We start from the raw sequence: 26,173 nt of genomic DNA on the forward strand, positions 1-26,173 counted from the left end.
GATCACAGTATATCAAACCCGCGTATAAGAAGTACTACCATACAAAAGGGGTTCGACATGGCAATTAAGTTATCTGAACTTGCAGCGCACCAACCACTGCAAAAGGTTATCCTTCATTCGTTGGAAATGGCGCTGTATCAGGTGTCTGTGGTGATCAATAACGTTGAATATTATGTTACTGATGAGCAAGGTGAGTTTATCCGCGATATTAGCCCGTTGCACATTCAAAAGCGTCTCGATCATTTAAGTTATGGTGACATGGTATTACGCCACACAAGTGCTTATGATGAAATGTGTGGTCAGCCAGAAAAGCTGGCTAGTAATATGCTCGAAGTTCCTTATGGTAAGAACCACTTATACTGATTAAGGATATAAGCGTATACTGAGTCATAACGTTTTATATACCCAAGCCACCTCAAGATGCAGAATTCAGCGTTTCACAGGTGCTTAATATCAAGGCGTTACTTTGCAAGAATGGCAGTCCCTTTTAAGAAGTAACAACGATGAGAGTAAGTGCCTGTGAAGCGCCCAAAGGGTTGGTTTAAAAGCGATTTATACTGCGTTATTGATTTTAACAATAGAACCACTATTACTTGCAATCAATGCCTTGCCTAAATCGCTTTTAATTCCAACTGAAACTCGCATCTTGAGGTGGTTTGGGTATATATGCTATGTATCAATTAAAAAGTGATGACTCAGCTGAACTAAACAACCAGCTAAGAGAACATATTGTTGCTTACAATGCTGGGCATTTTAATGCCGAACGTATTCCTCTTGGTTTTAAGTTCATAGCTAAAAACAGCAGTGTTGTAGCCGGTATTCACGGCCAAGTGTTTGGCAACTGGCTGATAATAAGTTGGCTTTGGTGTGATGATAAGACGCGTGGTAAAGGCCTTGCGACACGATTGTTAGCCGAATTAGAGAGTAAGGCTAAAGCGCTTGGTGCAAACACCGCGCAACTCGATACTCTCGATTTTCAAGCCAAACCTTTCTACGAAAAAAACGGCTACCAAGTAAAGTATGAAATGAGAAATTACCCGCTCGACGGTTGCCGTTATTTTATGGAAAAAAACCTTTGATTATTGTGCTTAGATTACTTCGCTTTAAGTACTTCTTGCTCGGTAAATGTAATTCCTAAGAAAGGGGTGGCTTCAGGAGCAAGCATAAAGGTACGAATGTTCATGTGGTCTTGCCCTTCAGGGTTCTTTAATACTTCTTCACGATAAAATGCGCCAAAACAATCTAGGGTATTTTGCTTACTTAGTTGATTAAGTTTTGCAAAGGCAAAAATTTTGCACGAGCCATTATTTTCATTTGCTTCGCTAAGCAGCCCATGATTGTTAAAACCGCTTGGAATAAAGTCATAATTGTTGTCTATTACTGCCATTGTATCGGTAAACTCAATCTGTTGCGGTGAGCTTGCTAATTTCGAAAGAAATTCATTAAGAGTCATTGCTTGTCCTTAAAAATTGTTCTTTGTTAACTCTAACTCATTCACTTGCTGATTGATATTAAACTTAAAATTCTCTAAAAAGTTCATACCTAGTAAGCCATAACCAGCATGATTTTCTATTACCAACACTTCAAAATTACTGATGCGCTGTTGTCCGATTTGAAACGACTCGAGCTGATAACGCTGAGCTTCAATAACGCCGTTAGCTGTGTTTACTTGCAATGTGCCAAGGTAATTAGGAGGGGTATTAAGCGAGTTTAATAACGTTTGGTTTATGACCGTAAAACTAGCGCCAGTGTCGATCATTAGCTCGGTTTCGACATCATCATTGATGATGCCGGTTATTAGATAGTGTGAACCTCGAGCGGTTAATTTTATAACGTCAACACCTGCTAAGGCTTGTTGTATCAATTGGCGTAATTGCTCAGCTTGCTGTTTAAATTCATGATTTTCAGGAAGTTGATCTAGGGTGATTTGACTAGCCACATAATCTTCTAAATGATAGTTTGCTAATGCATTGGCATATAAGTAATGTGCGTTACCTGTGGCGTAATCAAGCCAGTGTTGACTGCTACTATGTAATACCTGCCACTGTTGTGCCGCTATAAGCTCACCAATAAAGGATGTGCTTAGCTCGTCTATTTGTTTGCTAAGTTGTTGCTTTTTATTGCTGTCTAACTGGTTGCTAAGAGCCAGTAAATTGATAATTCCCTGTTGGGTATCACCTTGTGCTATTAAACGCTTAGCATCAAATTCAAGCATGCTGACATCGTATGGGTGGCTATTTAAAAAAGCCGTTAAAAATAGCTCACTTAAGGTGAAATTTTTATGGGAAAGCCATGACTCAAGTTGTTGTTGCCAAGCTTGTTTAAGTTGTTTTGCATAGTGTGGATCATTGGTGAGTAGTTGCGTGTATTCAGCAACAGCTTTGTCGAATAAGTGGTTACTAAACAACACAACCGCTTGCTGAAAGTGGGCTGGTAAAACAGCGCTTTTCTTTACTTTAGGCGTTGGTGCGTCTGCCTCTAGTATTACTGGTTTTTCAGGGGAAAATAACTGCCATATGAAGTAACCATTTAAGCTAAGAGAACACAGTAATATTAATTTAAGTAGAGCCTTCATTCTTCTGCCATAAGCTTTCTATTTTTGTTTGTTATTTACTCAGCATAAAGCAAATTTTGAAAGAAGTTACTTTTTAACTAAATGATTGAGTGCCATGATATTGCGTATCTCAATATCAGCTAACCCAAGATAACGATATTGAGTTGCTTGGTTGTTTAGCCAAACACTTTGGCAACCTGCATTATTTGCACCTTGTACGTCAGTATCTAGGCTATCGCCGATATGTAAAATTTCATTATGAGTAACCTCTAACTGTTTTGCAGCGTTATCAAATAAAGCGCTGTGCGGCTTCGCTTTTCCGTGTGGACCGGCTTGTAGTACTAACTCAAAAATGCCATGAAGGTTAAACTTTTCTACCTCGACATTGCCATTGGTGATGGCGATGAGGCGGTAGTGTTTGCTGAGATTAGTAAGTAATTCAAGTACCTCATCAGATACGGTTATTTTACTACGGGCATCAGCGAATGCCTGATATGCATTTTCGGCATGAAACTTAGCTTGCTCAGCAGAAAAACCAAGGTTGGTCATGGCATAGTGTAAGGCTGTTTGTCGCCAGCGCGTAACGTCATCGATTAGAGTCGCATCTTGTCTTAAAGCATTATCGCGGCACTCTAACCAATAGCTCATGCTATCCGCTGGCCATTGTTCTAACGCCTCAAGGTAATCAGCTTGTGCTTGCAAGGCTGATTTAATGATCGGATGGTTGTTATAAAGTGTGTCGTCTAAATCAAAACTTAAAACAGAAACTGGCGATAAGGCACGGTTAAATCGGATCATAATTACAAGAGTTTACTCTGATGTTGGGCGCTTTTTAGCGCGTGGATGGGTGTTATCGTACACTTTAGCTAAATGTTGAAAATCTAAATGCGTATAAACTTGAGTTGCAGACAAACTACTGTGTCCTAATAATTCTTGTACGGCACGTAGATCTCCTGACGACTCTAAGATATGTGAAGCAAAAGAGTGGCGTAACTTATGTGGATGCACTTGCGAGCTGATCCCTTGTTTGATACCCCATTCTTGCATACGAAGGCGAACTTGGCGCACGGAAATTCGCTTCTTTTGGCTGCTAACAAATACCGCTATTTCATCTGGATGCGCAAATTGAGGACGAATTTTCAACCATGTTTTTAATGCACTGAGTGCTTTACTGCCAACAGGTAATAAACGTTCTTTGTTACCCTTACCACGGACTAAAATTTCACCTTCAGTAGGGTTTATATCCTGTATGTTAGCGCCAACTAACTCGCTAATTCGCAGACCTGATGAATACATTAATTCCATCATAGCTTTGTCACGAATAGCTAAAGGATCATCATCTGGCAATTCTAGTAGTTTAGCCATTTGATCAACGTCTAAATTTTTCGGTAAAGGCTTGGAAAATTTAGGCCCTTTAATGGCTTCTGCCGGATTATGATAATGTGCCTGACTGGCAATATTTTTGGCTTTTAAAAATTTATATAAACTGCGAATACAGCTCAGTTTTAAACTGATTGTGCGGCCGCTTAATTGTTTGCTACGCATTTGCATGCTGTAACGACGAATATGCTCACCTTGTACCGCAAACCAGTTTTCACAGAGTTTACTAAAGTACAACGCTGCAAAGCCTAGTTGGCTCGTGTATTGGTTAACTGTGTGCGCTGAGTATTGTTTTTCGTAGCGTAAGTAGTCTGCAAAAAGTTGGATGGGTGTTCGCCAAGCATCACTTAATTCATCAATGTCTGGCGTCTTCACATCGCTCATGCAAGTTCCAATAAGCGCAGTTGTAATGAGCGCACAAACTCAAGGACAAAAAAGCTGTCTTTTGCCGGTTCAAAGTGACTTACGTCATCGCTACCAAACGCCAAAATTGCGACAGGGTGTTTCGTGTTACCAATTAGATATAAAGCAGTCGATTGAGTCGTGTCTGAGAATAGTAAGTCTCTTTCTTGCTGACTTACTCGGCCCAAGTAAATGCCGTCGTTTTGCAGGCGGTGAGCAATTAACTCATCAAACTTTTTATCGTACTTAACTAAGTGGCATTCGTTAATGGATGGATTTGTGCAGATAATATTGCGCAAGTTGCTAGCCAGTGTCGTAAAGTCATAGTTAGTCCATAACTGACGATGACAGTCGCTAAATAAGCGGTAAATTAACTCGTTTTCTTTTGCTTGTTCAACGAGCTGCTCAATCTTATTTTTTAATAACGTATTGTGTTCACGTAATTGGCGCTGTTGAATATGCACCAAAGACGTTGCACCAGCTGTTTGCTGTTGTAGTTCAACTTCAGCGAGTACATCAGGATTTTTAATAAAAAAATCGGGGTGTGCTTTTAAATATTCAGCAATTTGTTGTTCTGTTAGTTTGCTCATAATGCCACTTGTCCATCAAATACATGCTCAGCAGGGCCAGTCATCCGAACAGGATGGCCTTCGCCTTGCCAGCGTACTTGCAAACTCCCGCCTGGTAAGTCGACTTGTACGGTACTTGCGAGTTTACTTTGAATTTGTCCAACCACGACTGCGGCACAGGCACCTGTACCACATGCTAATGTTTCACTTACGCCACGCTCCCACACTCTAAGTTTAATGTGATCTTGTGAAATTACCTGCATAAAACCAACATTTGCGCGTTGTGGAAAACGTTCATGATTTTCAAGCAGTGGTCCTAGAGTGGTAACTTCTGCTGTATGAATGTCATCAACTTCTAAAACGCAATGTGGATTACCCATTGAAACTGCGCCGCTAAATACAGTATGTTCCTCAGTGCGAAGAATATAAGTTAGCTCACGCTTGCTGGCTTTAAATGGGATTTTGTTCGGCTCAAAATTTGGGTGGCCCATATTTACCGTAACTTGGCCATCTTTTTCAATATAAAGAGTGAGGTTGCCAGATTTTGTTGAAACTGAAATCTTATGCTTATTGGTAAGACCTTTCATACGAACAAAGCGGGCGAAACAACGCGCACCATTGCCACACTGTTCAACTTCGTTACCATCGGCATTAAAAATACGATAATGGAAATCTAGATCAGGAGAGTAAGGGGCTTCAACCATAAGTAGTTGATCGAAGCCAATGCCGAAATGGCGATCTGCCAGCTTTTTTATTTGGTCACGAGATAAGAAAACATTTTGAGTAATGTTATCAATAACAACAAAGTCATTACCTAGGCCGTGCATTTTTGAGAAATTAACTAACATAACGCTCTAATTCAGGATTGCTCTGAGCTAATCATGCCACAGAGCTGCCCGGTTATAAAAACGTTTATGGTAAAATTTTCTCGCCTTGCCATAGGCTTTCTAAGGTTTCACGTTGACGAATTAAATGACTTTGCTGACCATCCACCATAATCTCTGCAACACGAGGGCGCGAGTTGTAGTTAGAGCTCATGGTAAAACCATACGCACCAGCGCTGCGCTGCGCTAAAAGGTCACTGGCTTGTAGCGCTAGTTCGCGGTCTTTACCCAAAAAGTCACCGGTTTCACAAACAGGGCCTACAATGTCGTAGTTGTGAGTAGGCGTATCATCTACGCGAGGTTCAACCGGCACAATATTTTGCCAAGCTTGATATAGCGATGGACGTAACATATCGTTCATACCCGCATCAACAATAGCAAAGAACTTATCTTGGTTTTGTTTAATAAACTCAACTTTGGTGACTAAAATGCCTGCGTTTGCAGCAATTGCACGACCAGGCTCAAAAATCAGCTCTAAATCTTGGTAATCTGCTAATCGAGCGGTAATTTTATCAACATATTCACTTGGATGAGGTGGTGTTTCGCCGTTATATGGCACACCCAGTCCGCCACCAATATCGAGGTGTGAAAGTGTTATGCCAGCGGCTTTTAACTCTTCGATAAGTGTTAGCACTTTTTCAAGTGCAGCTAAGAAAGGTTTAATTTCTGTTAGCTGCGAACCAATGTGGCAATCTACACCGGTAATTTTTAAACCAGGCAGAGATGCCGCGTGTTGATATACTGTCACCGCAGTTTGAATATCAATACCAAATTTATTCTCTTTTAAACCTGTTGAGATATAAGGATGCGTTTTAGCATCAATATCTGGGTTTACACGAATCGAAATAGGCGCTACATGGTTAAGAGAAGTAGCCACTTCTGAAATACGCTCAAGCTCAGCCACTGACTCAACGTTAAAACATTTGATCCCCAATTCAAGTGCATACGCAATTTCATCGGCTGTTTTTGCAACGCCAGAAAATACCACTTTACTGGCGTCCCCTCCAGCTTGGATTACACGAGCAAGCTCACCCTTTGAGACGATGTCAAAACCTGAACCAAGCCGCGCTAAAATATTGAGCACTGCAATATTAGAGTTGGCTTTTACGGCATAGCACACCAAACTTTTATGCGATTTTGCTGCATCAGCAAAGGCATGGTAATGGCGCTCAAAGGTTTTACGCGAATAGATATAACACGGTGTACCGTATTGCTCTGCCAGCTCTTTGACAGCGATGTCTTCAGCGAACAGCTGATTATTATTGTAGTTAAAAAAGTCCATCTATTGGTCCTGTTTTTGCTCTGGTTGTTCGGATGGATCAGCCTGCGGCTGAGATTCTTTAGGCTGTGCAGTATCATCTGGTAGATAAAGAGCACCACTTTGTCCGCAACCGGCGAGGGTTAGAAGTAGGGCGCTAAGTGGTAAGATTGTTTTTAATTTTTGGCTATGAGTCTCTTTCATTAGATTAATACGATTGCTGGCTTTATAATCGCAGAGTAACAGAATATTTAAAAAATGCAGCTATTCGCGGATGAATTTATTCCTGTTACACTTGATGTACACAATCTGCCTCCAGATCTAGGCTTAAAGCCAGTAAAAGGACATTAAAATGACTGATCATGAATACCACACACTAGCCGATGCATTAATGCTAACTATTGAAGAGCAAATCGATGAATGTGATGCCGACTTAGATTATGAATCAGCGTCAGGTATTTTAGAAATCATCTTCCCAGATCGCAGTAAAATAGTGATCAACAAGCAAGCACCACTTCATCAAGTTTGGGTTGCGACGAAATTTAATGGTCACCATTTTGAACTACGCGATGATAAGTGGATTGATAACCGCTCGGGTGCTGAGTTTTGGCAATTTATGTGTGATGCAGCAACACGTCAAGCGGGGCAACCTATCGAGTGGCGCTCAGAACTATGAGTTTAGAGTTTGTTGAATATCCAGCACAGAGTGAACATAAAGCAACAGTCATTTGGTTACACGGGTTAGGTGATTCAGGCGATGGTTTTGCGCCAGTGGCACCACAACTAGCACTACCAGCAGAGCTTGGAGTGCGTTTTGTGTTTCCTCATGCTCCTGTGCAACCAGTCACCATTAATGGTGGTATGGCGATGCGCTCTTGGTACGATATTAAATCAATGGATTTAGATAAGCGTGCCGATGAGCAAGGGGTTCGTGAATCCGCTGCAAAAGTGGCTGCGATTATTGATCAAGAAATTGCAAAAGGGATTGCTGCTAACAAAATTATTCTTGCAGGTTTTTCTCAAGGTGGTGTGGTATCGCTACACTTAGCGCCACGACTCGACTATAGATTAGCGGGTGTAATGGCACTATCAACCTATATGTGCGTGCCAGATAAATTAGCCGATGAAATCAAGCAGCAAGGCTTAAACATCTTTATGGCCCATGGTCGATTTGACGATGTGGTACCACATAATGCAGGTAGGCAGGCATTTGATGTGCTTAGCGCTAACAACATGGAAGTAAGCTGGCAAGATTACCCGATGGCGCACCAAGTTTGTGGTGAAGAACTAATCGCTATTCGTGAGTGGTTAATTGCTCGCTTGAGTTAATTTTTGGTTTTAGAGGCCAACATGACAAAGAAACTTGTAATTACAGCAAATATGAATACTGTTGAAGCAGTTAATTCAACTTCTACGGCGGTCACTTATCAATGGCATTGGCGACGTATTTTTATGGTCAGCAGTGTCATCTTAGTTGCACTGGCTATATTAGTGTATAGCTTTATTGGGGCTGTAAATGCTGAGCAATCAGCACAGGATGAGCCGCAATCGGAGCTTGCAAGTGTTGAGTTACAAGCTCCTTTAAATGATGCCAAACAAGAAGAACCAAAAGAAGTGACTGCATCACCAGTGAATGAGCAACCAGCGGTTACTGATAGTAAACAAAGTGCTATTACAGAGGTCGTTATCGCAGACGTAGCTGAACCTGAAGCAAATACAGTAGATACAGAGATCGTGAGCGAGCCGGTTTTTGATGGGCAACAGCTGCCTGAAACATCAGCTGTCACTCCCGATGAAGAACGACTGCAAACTGAAGAGCAAATAGAGGTTGCTGCAGTACCCGATGTTCAGCAGCAGTTTTCACACTCAGCACATATTGCCAGTGTTGCAATCGGCGCTAAAATAGATACAGACAAAGTAAGTCGCGCAGTATTAACAACCGATGTTGTTGATCGAGAACCAGTCAATGTTCTAAAAAACGATGTAAAATTAGCGCAAATTAGTAATAGCTTAAGCTTTTTTAGTGAGCTTAGAAATATGCAGGGGCAAACTGTTCGTCATCAATGGTATTACCAAGGCCAGCAGCTTGCTTCTATTGAATTAGCTGTAAGTAGCCCGCGTTTTCGTACTTATTCAACAAAAAACATCATGCCAGAGCAGCTCGGTGATTGGCGTGTTGAGGTTATTGACGCAGATGGCAACTTGCTGGCCCAAAAAGAGTTTAGAATTTTAGCTGAGTAACATTTAGTATCAGCCTGATAATTAATTGGATTTTTCATGACACAGACAACAAAACTAGTTCGTATCGCTACCCGTAAAAGTGCGCTTGCTTTATGGCAGGCAGAATTTGTTAAAGCTCAATTAGAGCACTTCCATGACGACGTAACGGTAGAGTTGGTTCCTATGTCGACGCAAGGCGATATTATCCTTGATACGCCACTGGCAAAGATTGGTGGTAAGGGTTTATTCGTAAAAGAGCTTGAACAAGCCATGCTTGATGGCCGCGCAGATATTGCGGTGCATTCGATGAAAGATGTACCTGTTGAGTTTCCTGAAGGCTTAGCCTTAAACACAATTTGTGAGCGTGAAGACCCTCGTGATGCATTTGTATCTAACAACTACAAAAGCTTAGATGAGTTACCACAAGGTGCTATTGTTGGTACGTCAAGCTTACGCCGCCAATGCCAAATTCGCGAAGCGCGTCCTGATTTAGATATTCGTGATTTACGCGGTAATGTTAACACCCGTTTAGCAAAACTAGATGATGGTCAATATGATGCAATTATCCTAGCTGCTGCGGGATTAATTCGTTTAGAAATGCCAGAACGCATCACTGCCTTTATTGAGCCTGAAGTATCATTACCTGCAAATGGTCAAGGCGCAGTAGGTATTGAATGTCGTATTGACGATGAAGTTACAAAAGCGCTACTAGCTCCGCTTGAGCATAATGAAACACGCATTCGTGTAAATGCCGAGCGTGCGATGAACCGCCATTTAGAAGGTGGCTGTCAGGTGCCAATTGGTGCATTTGCACTAGTTGAGGGTGAGCAAGTGCATTTACGTGGTTTAGTGGGCGCTATTGATGGCAGCCAAATGCTGCGTGATGAAGTGACAGGTCCAGTGGCTGACGCAGAGCAGTTAGGTATTACACTTGCTGAAAAGCTACTTGAGCAAGGTGCCGATAAAATTTTAGCTGAAGTATATAGAGACGCTTAATATGCATATTTTGATAACTCGTCCAGAAGGAAAAGGCACTGAGCTTGCTCTTGAGCTTCAGCAGGCGGGTTATCAAACAACCCAATGTCCAGTCCTTACCTTAGATTACCTCACGGTTAATAGTAGTGAGCTTGCGCCGCTAGAAAATGCCGATAAAGTTATTTTTATCTCGCAAGATGCCGTACATGCCTTGTTAAAACTCACACCAACAATTAACAAAGCAGCCCAACTTTATGCGGTTGGTCAGCAAACTGCTGATGCGGTTTATGAGGCGTTTGGACGTCGAGCTGCTGTGCCAAAAAAACATGATTCAGAAGGTCTGCTCGAGCTAAAAACGCTGCAAGATGTAGAGCTGAGTAACATTGTATTAGTGAAAGGTGTAGGCGGGCGCACGACGATAGCGAAAACCTTAAAACAACGTGGTGCTTTATTGAATCAGTTGGTTGTTTACAAGCGTAGCGCAATTGAGAGCGAGCCTGGTAAGTGGATGGACCACTGGCAAACAGTTGATGTAGAAGGTATAGTCATTACTAGTAATGCAGCGGTGGATGCCATTTTTAATGGCTTAAATGAGCCTCAGCTTACATGGTTGAAAGAGCGACAATTTTTCGTTGCTAGTGAGCGTATCGCTGACTATTTAAAGCAACAAAAGGTCGCAAGAACACAGATACATATTGCTGCAGGGGCGAGCGATAGCGCTATGTTCACCTGCATTAATCAGCAAGGTAGCAAAATGAGTGAAGCAGAATCAAAACAACCCGCAAAGCCAGTGACTGCACAGCCAGATAAAAAAGCGCAAACGGTAAATACTGGGACGAAAGCGCCTGTGCAAGCAAAAAAAGGTATCAGCAAATCAGGTAGCTTAGCGTTACTTATTTCACTTTTAGTGGCTTCTACTGTTGGCTATGAGTTTTATCACAAATTAAATAGTGATCAGCAATCAGCTGTTGCATTTACTGAGCTGACAGATGAAAACCAACGCTTACAACAGCAGATTGATGCATTAAAAAGTGCGCAGCAAACATTACAACATTCGCTTTATAACAGTGAACAAAAAGTCTCTGAGGCGCTAAATGAAAGTGCTGAGCAAACTCAGCAGCAATTACAAGCGGCTTTAAAGCGCGCTGAGCAGCAAACTTTCACGCTTAATCCGCAAGAGGTTACAAGCCTGCAACGTATGGCCGAGTTTAAATTGTGGGCAGAGCACGATTACCAAGGAGCTGCCGCTGTGCTATCTCGCTTAGATAGCTTGCTAGCAGAACACCCGGGTACAGGAGCTATTCGCCAAGCAATTCACCAAGACTTGCAAACCTTGAACGCCATAGAGCCTGTTGCTGTTGAAGCAATTTATTTAAAACTGCATGGCATTAATCAAAAAGTTGATGAACTAGTATTTAATGCTATTTCACTACCTGAAGAAGTCGTCAAAGAAGATCCAAATCAATTGAGCGAAAATGTCAGTGAATGGCGTCAGAACCTTGCGAAATCATGGCAGCAGTTTAAAGACTTCTTTGTAGAAGTACGCACACGTGAAGATATGGTTATCGCACCATTTTTAAGTGAGCAAGAGCGCCACTTAGTTAAACAGCGCTTAAGCTTATACTTAGCTCAAGCGCAAGATGCTGTATTAAGTAAACAAAGCAGTGTGTATTTTAGCGCTGTTGATGCTGCACATAGCTTGGTAAAAGATTACTTTAAGCAAGATGATGCGCAAACAAAAGCGGCATTAAAAAGCCTCGCTGAGCTTTCAAAAGAGCAACTTGATTTCAGCCCAAAAGTGTCACTGCAAAGTACTGAGCAGGTGAAGGAGTGGGCACAATGATCCGCTTTTTATTAATCATTATTGCGATAGCCGTCTGTTTGGGAATTGCCCCCTTTTTTATTGATCAAAAGGGTTATGTATTAATTGCCTTTAATAAAACAACCATTGAAGGCACTATTTGGGGCGTTACAGCACTCTTACTGTTAGCACTTACTGCAATATATGTGCTTTATAAACTAGTTCGTTATTTATGGTCTTTGTATAGCCACACACGCCATCGCTTTTTTGCTCGTAGTGAAGAACGTAAACAAGCGGCTATTGAGCAAGGTGTATGGAGCTTAATAAATAACGATTATGCAGAGCTGGAGCTAGCCCTTGATAATAACAGTGTTGCAGACCAGTGGACCGATATACGTTATGCGCTTCTTGCTAAAGCGGCATTAGCGAGTAATGAGAACGAAAAGGCGATTAGCTACCTTGATAACATAAGTCAAAATAATCAACTAAAAGTGGCTAAGTTATGGATTGCCAGCGGTGAAACCAGCACTATTTTTGCTGATCTAAAAGCCTCAGCTGAACGCAAAAAAGCTACTCGTTTAGAGCTCAAAATGTATGCCCATGTTTTAGTGCAAGAGCAAAAATGGGCTGCACTTAATGACTTCATGCCTCGCTTATTACGCAAAAAAGCACTTTCAGAGCAGGAATGGCAGCAACTGTTTGATCGCTACTTTGCAGCGCAGTCAAGCGAGGATTTAACTGCGCGCTATGAGCAATTAGCGAAAAACCTTAAACCACACGCTGAAGTAAGTTATTTGGCAGCGATGGCAAAGGCAGGCGAATTAAATAAAATAGAGTTAAGCTTAATTAAAATGGTTAAAAAACCGCTGCAGCATAAAGATTTAGCACGTATTTTACGTACCAGTGGCCCTGGCGATGCACTCAAGCTGCAAGCAAGTTTGCAAGATGTATTGAAAAAAGACACCGAGAATACAGATTTACTTCTAGCCCTAGCATGTTTAGCGAATGCTCATGGTGAGTACGATTTAGCTGCGCGGGTGTTTGATAAAGCACTTAATGCTGATAATCGTAATGCCTATTTGCAGCAAGCTGTACTCAGTTATAGTAAAAGTGCCCAGCCAGAAAAAGCATTGGTACTCTATCAATAATTTTACTCCAGCCAGCAAAGGAGCGATGGCTTGAAGAACTTATTTACACTGACCATAAGTATCGCACTTGCTTACTTTCTTACAGGGTATTTAAGTAATTCTTTGCTGGCGATTGATGGTTATGCGGTTGCTGCATGGCCGCCTTCAGGTATTGCTCTTGCCAGTATCTTGCTATTTCGAAATCGTGCCCTACCAGGAGTTTTGCTAGGGGCGTTCTTTGTAAACCTCATTCACCTTGATAAAGCCACTGATATTTTCCATTGGCAAATGATGCTGCAGGCTATCGGTGTAACAACAGCATCAACATTCCAAGCTTGGCTTGCCTATTACATTATTATTCATGTAGTTAAACGCCCGATTGAATTATCGTCATTAAAGCAAAGTATGCTTGGTTTAATGATTGGCGGCCCTTTGTGTAGCTTGATTGCGGCATCAATTGGCACAGCTTTACTGGTCATAAATAATGTTATTCCGAGTTATGCGGCACTTAATAATTTTATTGCATGGTGGATTGGTGACAGTATTGGAGTGCTGATTTTCACGCCATTAGTTTTAGCTGCATTTAGTTACCATCATACTCGCCAGCGGCTACAAATAATTGTGCCGTCGCTATTAATCTATATGGTTATTTGTGTCAGTTTTTATGGCGCAGCCAGTGTAAAAAAAGATAAAGACTTACAGCGCCAGCAAGCCAAAGTCAGTGCGATTCATACTAATCTTGAGCACCAAGTTGATGAAATTAAGTCTCACTTAGCTTTATTAGCGACCTTTTTTGCTAGTAGCGATGCAGTTGATTTTGATGAATTTAAGCGCTTTACAGCACGTCAATTGCAATACAGTGAAGAGATACTTGCCTTTGAATGGGCGCCAAAGGTTATTCACTCGCAACTAACTAATTATCAAAATCTACTGCGTGATGAACTAGGCACCCACTATTACGTGAAAGAAAAAAATGCTGCAGGGCAATGGCAGCCGGTGAGTAAGCGAGCGGTGTATTTTCCGGTGCAATATGTTCACCCTTTAGAGGGCAACCAACCCGCTCAAGGTTTTGATTTGGCCTCAAACGAATTACGTAAACAAGCGCTTACAGACTCTCGGTTAATTAAAAATGTCACTGTGAGTGAACCAATCACCCTTATGCAAGGAGATGGCAGCGAAAAGGGCGTTTTGTTCTTTAACCCTGTTTATTCAGACATTAACCATCAAGTAGGTTTTAGAGGTTATGTTGTTGCTGTGGTCAATCTGGAAGTGTTGGCGCGAACACTTAACTTTAATCAAAACACCGAGATTGATGCCAGTTTTTTTGATGTTACCGATGGTACTAACCCTGTTGAAATTTACAGCCCTCATCGTGTTGGCACTACAGCAATCGCAAGCTTTAATTTTATTATTGGTGAGCGTGTTTGGCAGGTGAAACTATGGGAATCAGTAGCCCAGTCATCTTGGCTGTCTTATTGGCTTGCGCAAATTGTCGGAATGCTGTTTGTGTGGTTATTGATTACCTTTTTGATATCGGTAACAGGCACTAATATTCAAATTCGTCAGCAAGTAGCAAAGCAAACCCAAAGCCTTCGCGAAGAAAAACAAAAAGCCGATAAAGCTAGCCAAATTAAAAGTGAGTTCTTAGCTAATATGAGCCACGAAATACGCACGCCTATTAATGGTATTAAGGGGCTGCATTACTTAGCAATGCAAGAGCAAGATTGGCAACAAGCGCGTAGTTATATCGATCAAGCAGACGGTGCATTGAATGTTCTATTACGGGTGATAAATGATGTTTTAGATTTTTCTAAAATTGAAGCAGGGCGTCTGGAGTTACATCAAGAGCCTATTGATGTGAATGCGCTTGTGAGTGAATTAACGAACTTACTGCAGTTTGAGCTTAACTCTCGCTCTTTAGAATTTAGAGTTGAGTTTGATGCTTCTGAACACCTACTGATCCATACCGATCCAATCCGTTTAAAACAAATATTATTGAATCTGTTAAATAATGCGGTGAAGTTCACTCAAGAGGGAACGATTACAGTGCGGATTTGGCAGCAGGGTGAATTTACTTACTTTAGTGTTATTGATACAGGTATTGGCATCAGTAAAGAGGCCCAGCAGCGCCTGTTTAAACCATTCTCACAAGCTGATAGCTCAACCTCTCGTCGCTTCGGTGGTACAGGTTTAGGCTTGAGTATTTGCCAAAAACTCATTGTTATGATGGGAGGCGAGATAAGCCTCAGTAGTACTGAGGGACAAGGCTCAACATTTACAATTTCGCTGCCATTTGAGTCTCCTCTTGAAGAGGTGGTTCATAGTGATGATGAGTTAGCTGATATAGATGTGACTACTGTTTCATTTGCCGATGATGCAATTCTATTGGTTGAAGATAACCCATTGAATCAACATGTGGCGAGTTCTATTTTAAAAACCAAAGGCTGCCAACCTGATATTGCTAAAGATGGCCGCGAGGCTATTAAGATGATCAGTGAAAAAAGCTATGACCTTGTGCTCATGGATATTCAAATGCCGAATATGGATGGCTTAGAAGCAACCAAAGTTATTCGCAATGAGTTGCTGATCACTGATTTACCGATCATTGGCTTATCGGCAAATGCCCAAGATGATGACCAAAAGAAAGGCTTAGCCAGTGGTATGAATGGTTATTTAACGAAGCCAATTGATGCTGATAAACTTTTTAAAACTTTGTGGCATTTCTTGCATAATGATAGCGGTCATTAAAGCAGACATTTGACCTCAAAAAAGTAAATAAAATCATCTAAACTTGAAATATCGTCGTGGGTACGTATGATCCGCGCAAATTTACTGAACCTGAGTGCTAATTATGATCAATAACAAACTTCCATTGCTTGATATTCACCGTCATCTAGATGGTAATGTTCGCCCACAAACGATCTTAGAACTTGGTCGTCAGTTCAACCTAGAATTACCAGCTGATAACATTGAAGCGCTTATTCCACACGTACAGGTTATCGACCCTGAACCTAATCTAATGGCATTTTTGCAAAAGTTAGATTGGGGTGTAAAAGTATTGGGTGATTACGATGCATGTCGTCGTATTGCTATCGAGAACGTTGAAGATGCTATTGCCCAAAACCTCGATTACGTAGAGCTTCGTTTTAGTCCATATTATATGGCGCAAAGCCAAGGTCTACACCCGCAAGGTGTTGTAGAAGCGGTAGTTGATGGTGTTAAAAGTGCGTGTCAAAACGCACCAATTAAAGCCAACCTAATTGGCATTATGTCGCGTACTTATGGTACTAAAATTTGTCAGCAAGAGCTTGATGCTCTGCTTGCTTTTAAAAATGATTTAGTGGCTGTTGATTTAGCTGGCGATGAAATTGGTTTTCCTGGTGAGTTATTTGTTGATCACTTTAAGCAAGTTCATGATGCATACTTAGCTGCCACTATTCACGCTGGTGAAGCGCGAGGTAGCGAAAGCATTTGGCAGGCAATTAACGAGCTTGGTGCAACGCGTATTGGTCATGGTGTAAAAGCGATTGAAGATGCTGCGCTAATGGATTACTTACGTGATAAGCGCATTGGTATTGAGTCTTGCTTAACCAGTAACATTCAAACCAGCACTGTTGCTGAGCTTGCTAAACACCCGTTAAAAACCTTCTTAGACCATGGTATTTTGGCATCAATTAATACTGATGATCCGGCAGTTGAAGGTATTGAAATAGCGTATGAGTATCAAGTAGCAGCACCTGCGGCAGGTTTAAGCCAAGCCGATATGGAAAAAGCACAAGCTAATGCGCTTGAAATTGCTTATTTAAGCGATGCAGATAAAGCTGCTTTAAAACAGTTAGCTGCTAATCGTTAAGCAGCTAACTTACACTTGGTGCTCTTGGCATGAGACATAGTTTTCATACAATGCCTTGAGCACATCTCCTCGGCTGATCATGCCAACAACCTTACCATCCTCAATAACCGGGTAATTTTTTGGCTTACCAGTTTGCATACCATCTGCCAGCTCAATGATGTTTTGATCGCTACTCACCGTGACAACATCGGTGCGCATTAGTTGTTTTACCTTTACCACGCCATCGCAGAAATAACTGTTTTGCATAAGCGGTTGTAGCAGCTCTTGTTCAGAAATAAAGCCAACTAGGCTTTTGTTGTCATCGAATACTGGTGCGCCTAGTAATTTAAACTTTTGCAGCTCGCTAATCGCGGTGGTCATTTCAGTTTCAGGCGTAATGTGTGGCAACTTACGTTGCATAAAGTCTTGTACTTTTGTATTTAGCATTTGGGTCTCTCCCCATCATTATTCTAAACAAAGTATGGTCAAGGAAATGCAGTTTGTGAAATCGTTTAGATGGATTAAGGCGATAGGTAAAACAAATAAAAAAGGCATCCAATTGGATGCCTTAACAATAACCTGTATGAGTTAGTTATTTAATGAATGCAAATGCGTCGGCGTACATGTTCTCACGTACCGCACCATGATTGATAAAATCATCGCGAACCACGCCAATCATGTCGAAGCGGCCTGCCATGTAAATATCGTATGGTTCTAAAGACACGATATCTTCCATAACGGCTTTGTGGACGTAACCGGTTTTGCCTGTCCAGCTTTGCGGTGCATTTTCAACCACAGGAATATATTGGAAATGTGGGTTGCTGTTTGCCCATGCTTGCATTTCATCATGTGCATAAAGTGCAGCTTGCTCACGTACACCCCAGTAAAATAATACAGGACGCTCACAGCCAATTTCAGCAAGGTGATCAGCCATTGATTTGGCATAAGAAAAACCAGTACCGCCAGCAAGTAGAATAATTGGGCGCTCACCCTCAACTCGCAACTGTGATATACCTAAGCCCACTTCAACATTAACTTGCTGTTGCTCTGTATGTGCTTGACGTAAATGATCAAGCGCTTGCATTGCATACGAATCAGCACCCGCGGCACCAATGTGTAGTTCAATTTGGTCAGTTTGCGACGGGCGGCTTGCAATAGAAAAGGCACGCTTATCTTTTTCGCCTAATACTAGTTGCATATATTGGCCTGCCTCGAATGACACAGGTTGCTGTGGTTTCAAAATGACCTTATGTACGTGGTCTGTAAGCGGGCTGATCGCAACCACGTCAGCGAGTAATGTTTGCATAGTTTACCTTTATAAGCACAGAAGCAAATTCGGTTATGAATCGCACTCATAACCGTTAAATTTTGAGCAGTTTAACATAGACACAGCCTAGAGAATATCTAAGCTGTCCCATAATTCATCAACACGTTCTTTGATTTTTGGGTCCATGACAATGGGTTCACCCCATTCGCGGTCTGTTTCACCAGGCCATTTATTAGTCGCATCCATGCCCATCTTTGAGCCAAGGCCAGATACTGGCGATGCAAAATCTAAATAATCAATTGGTGTGTTTTCGATCATTGTCGTATCACGAGCAGGGTCCATACGTGTGGTGATTGCCCATATCACGTCGTTCCAGTCGCGTGCATTTACATCATCATCGCAAACGATCACGAACTTGGTATACATAAATTGACGCAAGAAAGACCACACACCCATCATTACGCGCTTGGCATGACCTGGGTATTGTTTCTTCATCGTGACCACAGCCATGCGATAAGAGCAGCCTTCAGGCGGTAGATAAAAATCTACAATTTCAGGGAACTGCTTTTGCAGAATTGGCACGAACACTTCGTTCAATGCAACCCCGAGTACTGCTGGCTCATCTGGTGGGCGGCCAGTGTAAGTGCTGTGATAAATTGGATTTTCACGATGTGTAATGTGAGTGACCGTCATCACCGGAAACTCGTCTACTTCGTTGTAGTAACCTGTGTGATCGCCATAAGGGCCCTCAGGGGCTGTTTCACCCGGCATAATATAACCTTCAAGCACGAACTCTGCGGTAGCTGGCACTTGTAGGTCATTTGAAATCGATTTAACAACTTCAGTTTTACTACCGCGTAGTAAACCAGCAAACGCATATTCACTTAGGGTATCAGGGACGGGTGTTACAGCGCCTAAGATTGTCGCAGGATCGGCACCTAATGCCACAGACACTGGGTAGGGTTCACCAGGGTGCTCTTTACACCATTCACGAAAATCTAATGCGCCACCGCGATGCGATAACCAACGCATAATAATTTTGTTTTTACCCAGTAGCTGCTGACGGTAAATACCTAAGTTTTGACGCTTTTTATAAGGCCCTTTGGTAACCGTTAAGCCCCATGTAATCAATGGGGCTGCATCACCCGGCCAGCAATGTTGGATAGGCAGCTTGGTTAAGTCGACATTATCACCTTCAAGTATGACTTGCTGACAAGGCGCTTTTTTTACTTCTTTTGCAGGCATATTCAATACTTGTTTGAATACTGGGATTTGCCCTAATGCCTCTTTAATGCCTTTAGGTGGCTCAGGCTCTTTTAGAAAAGCTAATAACTTACCGACTTCGCGCAGTTCACTAACATCATCTTGTCCCATACCCATGGCAACGCGTTTGGGTGTACCAAAAAGGTTGGCAAGAACGGGAATAGTGTGGCCTTTAGGGTTTTCGAATAACAGAGCTGGGCCTTCTGCACGTAACGTGCGGTCGGCAATTTCGGTCATTTCAAGGTAAGGATCAATTTCTTGTTTGATCCGTTTTAGTTCACCTTTTTGTTCTAATAACTCGATAAATTCGCGAAGATCTTTGTATTTCATTATAGCCGCTTAAACGCTGAATAAACTGTCGCTATTATACTCAAAACCACTGATTAAGCTAATTTAGCCGCGATAGGTTTTGCTATTGCTGAATTAAGCTACATTGGTACTTTTTACCTTTTAAAATCAGCATAGCTTCATCGCCTTTAGACCAAAACAGCACATTATCGGCACTGTATTTAACTCCTGAGCCACTTACTTGGCGATTGAGTAAAAATTCATTGTCCTTAAATGTCAATCTTGCTTCCTCATCATTGTTTTCAACAATACTGGCACTAAGGGTCCCATCGCACAGATAATTGCTTGGTGCACTTTGCTCAGCACACGCGCACAAGGTAACTAAAGCGAGCCCCGAGAGAAGTGGTTTAATCATAGAAACACCTCTATTTTTGAATGAGCTATAAGCCTAACAAAGAAAAATTAACCGTTGGTGAAAATGACAGGATAAGTTATGTTGATAATGTATTTAATGGGCAAGGAACCACCATGGCAGGCACTAATTTACTAACCTTACTTGATGATATTACAACACTTTTAGACGATATTGCGACGATGAGTAAAGTCGCAACAAAAAAAACAGCAGGGGTGTTAGGTGATGACCTCGCTCTGAATGCTCAGCAAGTCACTGGGGTAACCGCCGATAGAGAGTTGCCCGTGGTTTGGGCTGTGGCAAAAGGGTCATTTATCAACAAAGCCATCTTAGTGCCGGCAGCGTTATTGATTAGTGTTTGGTTACCTTGGTTAATCACTCCGCTGTTAATGGTTGGCGGGCTGTTTTTGTGCTTTGAAGGTGCAGAGAAAATTATCGAAAAGCTGTTTGGTCATGCTCAACAAGAAGATGAAACTTTGGCTGAACAACTGGACTTACAAGAATACGAAAAGCAAAAAGTGAAAGGGGCGATCCGCACCGATTTTATCCTCTCTGCAGAAATTATCGTGATAACTTTAGGTACAGTTACTGGTGCAACGCTGGTTAATCAAGCTTTAGTGCTAAGTGTAATTGCAATTATTATGACCATTGGTGTGTATGGGTTAGTTGCAGGCATTGTTAAACTTGATGATGCTGGTTTGTATCTACTGCAAAAAGCGCAGCAAAGTGGTGGTAAATTTAAAGAGCTAGTGGGTAAGTTTTTACTTGCGTCAGCACCTAAGTTAATGCGCTTTTTAGCCTTTGCAGGAACGGTAGCTATGTTTTTAGTTGGTGGAGGCATATTGGTACATGGGATCCCCGTTTTGCATCACGCCCAACAGGGTAGCGCTGAGTTTGTAACAGGTTTACTTGGTAAAACAGGTGAGTTGGCTACGCCAATTATATTTGATGGTTTATTGGGCGTTGTTGCTGGAATTATCGTTGTGTTAGTGGTTGAATTATGGCATAAAATTCGTCATTAGAAAGTATCAAATTAACCATTTTTGTTGATTTTTTGTATATAAAATAGGGGCTTTGCTTTATTATTGCTCAGCTAAATATAACAATTAAATCGTTAAATGGAGTTAATCATGTCTCGATACCTCACTTTTATGCTGGGGCTCGCGTTATTTACGCTGTCATTTACCAGTTTCGCTAAATCTGCAAAATTATCGGTAGAAGATTTTAGTAAAGGTAATGACTTTAGTCGTGTAACCATCTCTCCTGATGGCAATTACGTCGCTGCTATTAAAAAGCACGAAGGTAAAAATTCACTCATCATTGTTGATACAAGCAAGTTTGCAGTAACTCACGCGGTTGCTTTTCCGGGTAATGCACAGGTTGGCGAATACCACTGGGTAAACAATGAGCGTGTTATTCTTGAAAAAGAGTATTTAAAAGGCTGGCAAGATACCCCCATCTATTATGGTGAGTTATTTGCTGTGAATGTTGATGGTAGCCGTGGCGCATATGTAATTGGTTATCATGGTGAGCAGCAAACGGGTACTCGGTTAAAAAAACAAACTCCAGTCCAAGGAACCTCATACCTTTTAGATCCCTTACTTCATGATGATAAAAAAGTTTTGGTTGTCACTTACCCATGGACTGCAACGAATGAACCAACTACCGTTGTATATGAAGTCGATGTTTATCGCGGTCTGCGCACCCTAATTACGCGATCACCTGCACCTATGGGACGTTTTTTAACAGACCATGATGGCAATGTTCGTATCGCTGTATCAAGTGACGATTTCCTCAATGCGACAATTCATGTGCGAGAGCCTGAAGGTGGTTTTTGGAAAGAGCTTGATTTAGAAGGTATTAATTACACCGATATCTCATTAAAGGCGTTTGATAAATCTGGTGAGTCTGTATATGCCACTGCATCAAAAGGTGGAGAAGCAGAAAGCCTTATTAAAATTAACCTAAAAACCAAAGAAGTGACGAAAATCTTTCAAGATAAGCATGTTTCACCGTCGCATATTTGGGTTGATGAAATCTCTAAAGAGCTTTTTGCCATAGAAACTGAGGCTGACTACCCAAGCTATGCGTTTGTTGATAGTAATTCGCCTAAATCACAGCGTCTTAAAGATTTATTGGGCGCACTGCCAGGCAGTCAAGTACAGCTAGTTAGTAGTACAGAAGACGACTCAAAAAATATTATTTTCGCATCGAGCGATATAAACCCTGGGCAATATTATCTTTATGATGCGAATACCAATAAGTTAAGAGCGCTTTTCTCTGCGCGAGGCTGGATAAATCAAGATGAAATGGCGCAAACCACACCACTGCGTTTTAAAAGCCGCGATGGTTTAACAATTCTTGCTTATTTAACTGTGCCAAATGGCAAAGCTGAGAAAAACTTACCTTTGGTTGTTATGCCGCACGGTGGCCCAATTGAACGTGATTACTGGGGTTACGACCCAGAAGTACAAATGTTAGCGAATAAAGGTATGGCAGTGCTCAAGGTTAACTTCCGTGGTTCAGAGGGGTTTGGTATGAACTTCCAAGAAGCCGGTTATCGCCAGTGGGGACAAAATGTTCAGCACGATATTATTGATGGTGTAAAATTATTAATAAAAGATGGCACGGTTGATAAAGATAACATTTGTATTATGGGTGCCAGCTTTGGTGGTTACTCTGCTCTACAAAGCGCGATAATCGAACCAGATATGTTCAAGTGTGCAATAGGCCTGATGGGGGTTTACGACTTGCCTCTTATGTATGAAGAGGGTGACACGCAAGCGCGCAGTCATGGACTTAATTACCTAAAAACAGTGATTGGTACTGATGAGGCAGAACTAAAAGCATTCTCGCCTGCTTATAATGTCGATAAGCTAAAAGCACCTGTTCTTATTGTACATGGTGGTGAAGATGAACGTGCGCCCATTGAACAAGCTGAATCATTAGAAGCTGCTTTGAAAAAAGCTAAGCATCCATATGAAATAACTATTCTTGATGATGAAGGTCACGGTTTTTATAAAGAAGAGCACCGTGCTTTATACTACAAAAAAGTATTGGCCTTCTTAGATGAACATTTAAAGCTTTAAAAGAAAAATGCCGGCGAGCAAGCTCGCCGGCAAGGATTTAGCACGGGAACGTAAGCGTGCTAGTGTGCAAGGTCTTCCTTCAAGTTAAACAAACTCAAAAGACGATTCGTTTATCAGGCAATACTACCCAGCTGTACTCTCTAAAAAGAGCAGAGAGAGTGACTCTGCTTTTGCTAACAAGTAATTATAAACACCAACAAAAGAGCATAAATACTGCGCCATATAAAAATGTTATAACATAACAAATTGAAAGTAAATAGCGAGTGTCATGTTATTAGGATGGTTTCTGCTGAGTGATGTTTATGGGTAATAGATTATTGAGTATTCAATTTACTACAATCGTAACTCAAGCATAGCTCTGCGAGCTCAATCTTTGCTTTAGGATTCCCTTGTAAGGTAGCTTTGTTGAGCCAGTAAGCTGCTTTTTCGTTATTCACTTCTGTCCCTTGGCCATCACGATACATCTGACCCAAGTTTAATTGCCCCCATGCATAACCATCTTCCGCAGACAGCGTAAAACTTTTCAACGCTTCCTCGTATAGGCCATCTTTGAAGTAAGTAATCCCTTCCTGATTATGTTTATCGAGCTTAACGCCCGTATATAAAGGCTTAGGTCTAGGCGGGTGCATAACAAAACCACCAAATAAACTATAAAGTTCAGGTCGCATAATTTTATAAATGCTGCCTTCATCATAAAGCTGCTTTATTTGTGACTTACTGAAAGTCAGGGTTTTACTAGAAAAGTAATCATCTTGAACTAGCATGCTGGTACGCATGGCAATTTCGATGTCTTTATTGTACTTGTAAGTGTAGTTAGCAACTCTAAAAGTCATGTTTTTATCATCAAATTCAACGAGCTGAGCTACTTTTAAGTTGTTAATACGTTTTGGTTTGCCAGTAAATTTATCTGAATAGACAAAATAGGTATCAAATAACTTTGGCTCGTTTAAGTAAGTTTGCTCATTTTCAGTTTGTTCATTCGCACCGATAAATGCATTTGTTAATAGGTAAACGATGAAGAATAGACCAATAAAGTATTTTATAAACGACACTAATTCTAAGGCTGGCAATGAATACCAAGGTGCAGGAGTAACATAGCCACAGTCATCACATTGTCTTTGATAATTAATAGATAATGGGATGATGGGCAAAATAGTAAAGCGTAAAACTTTACTATGATTGCTTAAAGAATAATGTTCGCTATGGCAGTGAGGGCACGTTTTTTGTTTTTTATAAACAACATCAGCTGCAGCGGTATTAAATAGAAGCATAGTTTCTTCCTGAAGATTGCTATCAATAAACTAGAACAAATGCAGAGAGTTAGAAAGCGGCAAACTGTAAGCAAATATGAATTAAACATGTCGAACGGTGTTTTCGTTTAGAGAAACAGCAGATTCTCTGCTATGATCCACAGCATCTTCGAGGATGTCCCTCAATTATCAAGTTTGGAATATTACTGTGACTGCTACTGCTTTTTCATCTTTGGCTTTGCCGCGAGAGTTAACCGATAACTTATCAACTTTAGGTTATACGCAAATGACGCCAGTACAAGCGCAAAGTTTGCCAGTGATCTTACAAGGCAAAGATATTATTGCCCAAGCAAAAACGGGGTCGGGTAAAACGGCTGCATTTAGTTTAGGTGTGTTGGCTAAGTTAAATGTGAAACGGTTTCGAATTCAGTCTCTAATTTTGTGCCCTACTCGAGAGCTAGCAGAGCAGGTAGCTGAAGAAGTGCGTAAGCTTGCACGTGGTATCCATAATATTAAAGTTTTGACTTTATGTGGCGGTGTCTCTATTGGTCCACAAATTGGTTCGCTAGAACATGGCGCACATATTATTGTCGGTACCCCTGGTCGTGTTGACGATCATATTCGCAAAGGCACATTACGCTTAGATGATGTCGAAACCTTAGTGTTAGACGAAGCTGACCAAATGTTAGATATGGGCTTTCAAGATACCCTTGATGCTATTGTTGAGTGCATTCCAAATCAACGTCAAACGTTATTGTTTAGTGCGACTTATCCAAAATCAATAGCAGCTGTTGCTGAGAGAGTACTTAGCAATCCTGAAATGATTAAGGTAGAAGAAGAGCAAACCAAAAGCACAATCAAACAATACTTTTACAAGCTAGATAACAACAAACAGCGCTTTAATACATTGAAGCTGTTGTTATTGAAGTTCCAGCCAGAAAGCTGTGTGGTTTTTTGTAACACCAAGGTTGAAACACAACAGATTTGTGATGACCTTTATGCTGAAGGGTTTAGTGCGGTTGCCTTACACGGTGATTTAGATCAACGTGAACGTGAACGTACCTTAATCCGCTTTGCTAATAAAAGCGCCTGTATTTTGGTGGCAACGGATGTTGCAGCACGAGGCTTAGATATCAATGACATGGACATGGTAGTGAACTATCATCTAGCACATGACCCACAAACCCATGTTCACCGTGTTGGCCGTACTGGTCGAGCAGGTAAAAAGGGCATAGCATGTTCTATTTATGGTGAAGCTGAGCAATTTAAAGTGGCACAAATTGGTGACCACTATGAGCGTGATTTTGACCCAGAACCGATTCCTCCATTTAGCTTGCTCGAAAAACCCGCTTATAAGCCTACTATGGCAACGATTATGATTGATGCTGGTAAAAAGCAAAAAATTCGTGCCGGTGATATTTTAGGTGCATTAACAGGCAAAGAAGGGATTGCAGGTCATCAGGTAGGTAAAATTAACGTACTTGATAATGTGGCTTTTATTGCTGTGGAGCGAGCTGCTGCAAAACCTGCATTACGTAAATTGACTGAAGGTAATATTAAAAAGCGTAAAATTCGTGCGCGACGTTTGAGCAGATAAATTGT

At 41.4% G+C, this 26,173-nt stretch carries 26 protein-coding genes; 13 read left to right on the plus strand and 13 right to left on the minus strand.

Translation table 11 applies throughout. The annotated features are described in order from the left end of the window. The first annotated feature begins 57 nt into the window (after nucleotides 1–57). Both HCZ11_RS15170 and HCZ11_RS15175 read left to right on the plus strand, forming a co-directional pair. Nucleotides 58–363 (plus strand): DUF6482 family protein, encoded by a 306-nt coding sequence (locus HCZ11_RS15170; RefSeq protein ID WP_063700650.1) that lies wholly within the window; start codon nucleotides 58–60, stop codon nucleotides 361–363. Nucleotides 364–671: 308 nt separating this feature from the next. After that, complete coding sequence (locus tag HCZ11_RS15175) at nucleotides 672–1,079, plus strand: N-acetyltransferase (RefSeq protein WP_130050053.1); 408 nt, start codon at nucleotides 672–674, stop codon at nucleotides 1,077–1,079. 14 nt (nucleotides 1,080–1,093) lie between these two features. On the opposite strand, the gene HCZ11_RS15180 is transcribed toward HCZ11_RS15175, so the two are convergent. The 8 genes from HCZ11_RS15180 to HCZ11_RS15215 all read right to left on the minus strand — a co-directional run bounded on the left by HCZ11_RS15180 (nucleotide 1,094) and on the right by HCZ11_RS15215 (nucleotide 7,251). Beyond that, on the minus strand, nucleotides 1,094–1,453 hold the full coding sequence (locus HCZ11_RS15180; RefSeq protein WP_130050052.1) for a HopJ type III effector protein: 360 nt from the start codon (nucleotides 1,451–1,453) through the stop codon (nucleotides 1,094–1,096). A 9-nt stretch (nucleotides 1,454–1,462) separates the two neighbouring features. After that, nucleotides 1,463–2,575: a TIGR02281 family clan AA aspartic protease gene (locus tag HCZ11_RS15185; RefSeq protein WP_167658809.1), complete on the minus strand. Its 1,113-nt coding sequence runs from the start codon at nucleotides 2,573–2,575 to the stop codon at nucleotides 1,463–1,465. A 66-nt stretch (nucleotides 2,576–2,641) separates the two neighbouring features. Beyond that, complete coding sequence (locus HCZ11_RS15190) at nucleotides 2,642–3,352, minus strand: HAD-IA family hydrolase (protein WP_167658810.1); 711 nt, start codon at nucleotides 3,350–3,352, stop codon at nucleotides 2,642–2,644. A gap of 12 nt (nucleotides 3,353–3,364) precedes the next feature. Beyond that, complete coding sequence (locus HCZ11_RS15195; RefSeq protein ID WP_130050049.1) at nucleotides 3,365–4,318, minus strand: tyrosine recombinase XerC; 954 nt, start codon at nucleotides 4,316–4,318, stop codon at nucleotides 3,365–3,367. After that, the gene (locus tag HCZ11_RS15200; RefSeq protein WP_130050048.1) at nucleotides 4,315–4,926 is read right to left on the minus strand and encodes a DUF484 family protein; all 612 of its coding nucleotides are present in this window, start codon (nucleotides 4,924–4,926) and stop codon (nucleotides 4,315–4,317) included. The genes HCZ11_RS15195 and HCZ11_RS15200 overlap by 4 nt, the downstream gene beginning before the upstream one ends. Further along, nucleotides 4,923–5,753 carry a diaminopimelate epimerase gene (gene dapF, locus HCZ11_RS15205; protein ID WP_130050047.1) on the minus strand — a complete coding sequence of 277 codons (831 nt, stop codon included), beginning with the start codon at nucleotides 5,751–5,753 and terminating at the stop codon, nucleotides 4,923–4,925. Before dapF ends, HCZ11_RS15200 begins: the two co-directional genes overlap by 4 nt. A gap of 64 nt (nucleotides 5,754–5,817) precedes the next feature. Beyond that, complete coding sequence (gene lysA / locus HCZ11_RS15210; protein ID WP_167658811.1) at nucleotides 5,818–7,071, minus strand: diaminopimelate decarboxylase; 1,254 nt, start codon at nucleotides 7,069–7,071, stop codon at nucleotides 5,818–5,820. Next, complete coding sequence (locus HCZ11_RS15215; RefSeq protein WP_130050045.1) at nucleotides 7,072–7,251, minus strand: lipoprotein; 180 nt, start codon at nucleotides 7,249–7,251, stop codon at nucleotides 7,072–7,074. It lies immediately after the preceding gene. Between the two features lie 148 nt (nucleotides 7,252–7,399). On the opposite strand from HCZ11_RS15215, the gene cyaY reads away from it, so the two are divergent. From cyaY to add, 8 genes are all read left to right on the plus strand, one after another. Next, nucleotides 7,400–7,723, plus strand: a complete 324-nt coding sequence (gene cyaY, locus HCZ11_RS15220; RefSeq protein ID WP_036974421.1) for an iron donor protein CyaY — start codon at nucleotides 7,400–7,402, stop codon at nucleotides 7,721–7,723. After that, on the plus strand, nucleotides 7,720–8,376 hold the full coding sequence (locus HCZ11_RS15225; protein ID WP_167658812.1) for an alpha/beta hydrolase: 657 nt from the start codon (nucleotides 7,720–7,722) through the stop codon (nucleotides 8,374–8,376). Before cyaY ends, HCZ11_RS15225 begins: the two co-directional genes overlap by 4 nt. 21 nt (nucleotides 8,377–8,397) lie before the next feature. Then, entirely contained in the window at nucleotides 8,398–9,288 is an 891-nt protein-coding gene (locus HCZ11_RS15230) for a DUF2914 domain-containing protein (RefSeq protein WP_167658813.1), read from the plus strand. Between the two features lie 36 nt (nucleotides 9,289–9,324). Next, complete coding sequence (gene hemC, locus HCZ11_RS15235; RefSeq protein ID WP_130050042.1) at nucleotides 9,325–10,263, plus strand: hydroxymethylbilane synthase; 939 nt, start codon at nucleotides 9,325–9,327, stop codon at nucleotides 10,261–10,263. A 1-nt stretch (nucleotide 10,264) separates the two neighbouring features. Next, complete coding sequence (locus HCZ11_RS15240) at nucleotides 10,265–12,085, plus strand: uroporphyrinogen-III synthase (protein WP_130050041.1); 1,821 nt, start codon at nucleotides 10,265–10,267, stop codon at nucleotides 12,083–12,085. Next, entirely contained in the window at nucleotides 12,082–13,191 is a 1,110-nt protein-coding gene (locus HCZ11_RS15245; RefSeq protein ID WP_167658814.1) for a heme biosynthesis HemY N-terminal domain-containing protein, read from the plus strand. The genes HCZ11_RS15240 and HCZ11_RS15245 overlap by 4 nt, the downstream gene beginning before the upstream one ends. 30 nt (nucleotides 13,192–13,221) lie before the next feature. Next, on the plus strand, nucleotides 13,222–15,918 hold the full coding sequence (locus HCZ11_RS15250; protein ID WP_167658815.1) for an ATP-binding protein: 2,697 nt from the start codon (nucleotides 13,222–13,224) through the stop codon (nucleotides 15,916–15,918). 103 nt (nucleotides 15,919–16,021) lie between these two features. Then, entirely contained in the window at nucleotides 16,022–17,023 is a 1,002-nt protein-coding gene (add, locus tag HCZ11_RS15255) for an adenosine deaminase (protein ID WP_130050038.1), read from the plus strand. A gap of 9 nt (nucleotides 17,024–17,032) precedes the next feature. Here add and HCZ11_RS15260 read toward each other — a convergent pair whose 3' ends face one another. The 4 genes from HCZ11_RS15260 to HCZ11_RS15275 form a co-directional block, all read right to left on the minus strand. Continuing rightward, entirely contained in the window at nucleotides 17,033–17,449 is a 417-nt protein-coding gene (locus HCZ11_RS15260; RefSeq protein WP_054563674.1) for a CBS domain-containing protein, read from the minus strand. A 145-nt stretch (nucleotides 17,450–17,594) separates the two neighbouring features. Beyond that, nucleotides 17,595–18,308, minus strand: a complete 714-nt coding sequence (fre, locus tag HCZ11_RS15265) for an NAD(P)H-flavin reductase (RefSeq protein ID WP_167658816.1) — start codon at nucleotides 18,306–18,308, stop codon at nucleotides 17,595–17,597. Nucleotides 18,309–18,395: 87 nt separating this feature from the next. Continuing rightward, the gene (gene ubiD / locus HCZ11_RS15270) at nucleotides 18,396–19,862 is read right to left on the minus strand and encodes a 4-hydroxy-3-polyprenylbenzoate decarboxylase (RefSeq protein ID WP_130050036.1); all 1,467 of its coding nucleotides are present in this window, start codon (nucleotides 19,860–19,862) and stop codon (nucleotides 18,396–18,398) included. An 82-nt stretch (nucleotides 19,863–19,944) separates the two neighbouring features. Continuing rightward, nucleotides 19,945–20,235 carry an MliC family protein gene (locus tag HCZ11_RS15275; RefSeq protein WP_130050035.1) on the minus strand — a complete coding sequence of 97 codons (291 nt, stop codon included), beginning with the start codon at nucleotides 20,233–20,235 and terminating at the stop codon, nucleotides 19,945–19,947. 113 nt (nucleotides 20,236–20,348) lie between these two features. Between HCZ11_RS15275 and HCZ11_RS15280 the strand changes: the two genes are divergently transcribed. Continuing rightward, nucleotides 20,349–21,254, plus strand: a complete 906-nt coding sequence (locus HCZ11_RS15280) for a DUF808 domain-containing protein (protein WP_167658817.1) — start codon at nucleotides 20,349–20,351, stop codon at nucleotides 21,252–21,254. Nucleotides 21,255–21,362: 108 nt separating this feature from the next. Beyond that, entirely contained in the window at nucleotides 21,363–23,321 is a 1,959-nt protein-coding gene (locus tag HCZ11_RS15285; RefSeq protein WP_167658818.1) for a S9 family peptidase, read from the plus strand. 314 nt (nucleotides 23,322–23,635) lie between these two features. On the opposite strand, the gene HCZ11_RS15290 is transcribed toward HCZ11_RS15285, so the two are convergent. Further along, nucleotides 23,636–24,592 (minus strand): tetratricopeptide repeat protein, encoded by a 957-nt coding sequence (locus tag HCZ11_RS15290; protein ID WP_130050032.1) that lies wholly within the window; start codon nucleotides 24,590–24,592, stop codon nucleotides 23,636–23,638. 187 nt (nucleotides 24,593–24,779) lie between these two features. On the opposite strand from HCZ11_RS15290, the gene dbpA reads away from it, so the two are divergent. Then, complete coding sequence (gene dbpA / locus HCZ11_RS15295; protein ID WP_130050031.1) at nucleotides 24,780–26,168, plus strand: ATP-dependent RNA helicase DbpA; 1,389 nt, start codon at nucleotides 24,780–24,782, stop codon at nucleotides 26,166–26,168. The last annotated feature ends 5 nt before the right edge of the window (nucleotides 26,169–26,173 follow it).

It is taken from the genome of Pseudoalteromonas sp. HF66 (assembly GCF_011806445.1).
Lineage (GTDB): Bacteria > Pseudomonadota > Gammaproteobacteria > Enterobacterales > Alteromonadaceae > Pseudoalteromonas > Pseudoalteromonas apostichopi.